At 68.4% G+C, this 2,098-nt stretch carries 2 protein-coding genes; both read right to left on the reverse strand.

Features of this window, described 5'->3' with window-relative positions; all coding sequences use genetic code 11:
* Positions 1-1,020, reverse strand: a 1,020-nt coding sequence (locus VFF46_RS34030; protein ID WP_325041355.1) for an extracellular solute-binding protein, incomplete at its 3' end; no start/stop codon positions are given.
* Between the two features lie 91 nt (positions 1,021-1,111).
* Positions 1,112-1,798 (reverse strand): hypothetical protein, encoded by a 687-nt coding sequence (locus VFF46_RS34035; protein WP_325041356.1) that lies wholly within the window; start codon positions 1,796-1,798, stop codon positions 1,112-1,114.
* Between the last annotated feature and the right edge of the window lie 300 nt (positions 1,799-2,098).

The following is a 2,098-nucleotide window of genomic DNA, read 5'->3' on the forward strand; positions in this document are numbered from 1 at the left end:
GTTGTTCGCGGCAACCGCCCAGCCGGCGAACGACTGCATGTAGATCACCGTCGTGCCGCCGTACCACCAGGTCTGGTAGGAGCCGGACGCGGTGAACGAGTCCGGGTGGAAGATGCCGGCCTGCCACCACTTGCGCAGCTCGTCGAGCGCGTCGAGGTACACGTCCAGCTCGATGTCGCGGCTGAACTTGCCGTCCTTGACCTGCCATCCCTTGGGCGCACCCATCATCTCCAGGACGGTGCGGAGCGTGAGCAGGACCGGCTGGGTGCCCATCGCCCAGCGGTGCTCGGCGGGCTTGGTGACCTCCTTGCAGAGCGCCAGGAAGTCCGCGCCGCTGGTCAGCTCCGGCGTGCCGAGGCCGAGCTTGTCGAGGATGTCCTGCCGGGTGTTCATCACCTGGCCGGCGATCGACCGCGGCTGCGAGATGCCGAACAGGTGGCCGTTCACGGTGCCTGCGGTCCAGGCCTGCGGCGGCAGAGCGGCCAGGTTCGGGTACTTCTTGATGTTGTCGCCGCCGAGGTGGTCGCCGAGGTCGACGAACTTCGACTCCAGCAGCTTCGGCTCGTTCGGCGCGGACAGGATCTGCATCGTGTCCTCGTAGTTGCCACCGGCAACGTCGACGGTGAACTTCGACGCGTACGAGAGCGAGTCGACCTGGGTGACCTGCAGGTCCACGCCGAGCTTCTTGTCCAGCAGCTGCCACCACTGGTTGCTGCTCTTCTGCGAACCGACCGGCGGGCCGGACACCAGCAGCGACAGCGCCGCGCCGGTGCCGACCGCGCCCGTCACGGTGGCCGGCGGCGTGGCCGGGTAGTGGAAGAAGCCGGGCTGGATGCCCTTGCCGAGATCGCCCGGCAGGTCCGGCTTGCTGCCGTTGAACGGCACGAACGCCGGCGGGTTCGCCTTCGCGGAGTCGAGGCCCCCGCTGCTCGACTTCGCGTTCGAGCAGCCGGCCAGGCCGGCGGTCAGCGCGAGGCCGCCGAGCAGGACCGTCCGGCGGCTGGGGCTGTACTGATCCATCGCATTCCACCTCATTATTTGAAACTGCGAGCGGGAGGTGACTCAGTATGTGAGAATCCGGAACGACCTGTCAACGGATCGGAATATGGCGTCACGACGCCGCCGAAATGAGCAGTTCGACCGGGCCGAGCAGGCCGTTGGTGACGGTGTTGAGGCGGCTGAACACGTTGTTCCAGGAGCCGTGCAGGACCACCTTCACCTCGTGCTCGCCGCGGGTCACGTGGCCCAGGTCCAGGTCCCGCGGCTCCCAGCTGCGGCGGCCGAGCGAGACGCCGTCGAAGGTCACCTCGGCGACACCTGTGCATTCCGGGAGCACGATCCGCGCCGCGCCCTCCGTCGGTACGTCGTACCGGAATACGTACTCCACCGGCCCGAAGCCGTGCGGCATCCCGAGCTCAGGCCACGGCGTACCGATCTCCCACTCCGTCGGCTCGTCCGGCAGCCGTCGCAGCTGTCCGTCGTCGAGGCGGAACCGCCCGACCAGGATTGGCGCCTCCAACAACCCGTCGTCCCCGCGGAGTACTTCCCCCTCGACCCGCAGCACATGCTTTCCCCGCGTGAGGCCCGGCAGCAGGTACGTCGTGTTGTCCGCATCGAACACGGCTTCCCGCCGCCCCACCACCTCCACCCCGTCCCACCTGACCCGCACGCCCCGAGGCGCCGACTCCTCGTCCAGCACCACCCGTATCCCGTCCAACTGCTCCCCCACCTCAACCACAAACTCCGCGACCAACTCACCGCTGACCGCCGCGGCACTGTGCGGCGGCAGATTCAGCACCCCCTCCTCCCGATACTCAGCACCAATTGCCCAAAGCAACGAAACCGGCCCCACCGCGAACTCCCGACGCCCATACCCCGAAAGCGAAACCGTCCCACCCTCCACCCGAAGGCAGTTCTCCCCCAGCACCCGATATAGGACGGAGCCAACCGGTGCGAGCACGCGGTACCCGGACGGCGGGTTCTGTGCGCGGTGTGCGGTGGAGGGCAACGACGCCCCGTGCAGCGGTTGAGCGGCTGCCGCAACCGGTTCGCCGCCCAGCGGCGCGTCCTGTCCGCGGTGGGTGGTGAGGGGCAGGGC

It is taken from the genome of Kribbella sp. (assembly GCF_035655035.1).
Taxonomy (GTDB): Bacteria; Actinomycetota; Actinomycetes; order Propionibacteriales; family Kribbellaceae; genus Kribbella.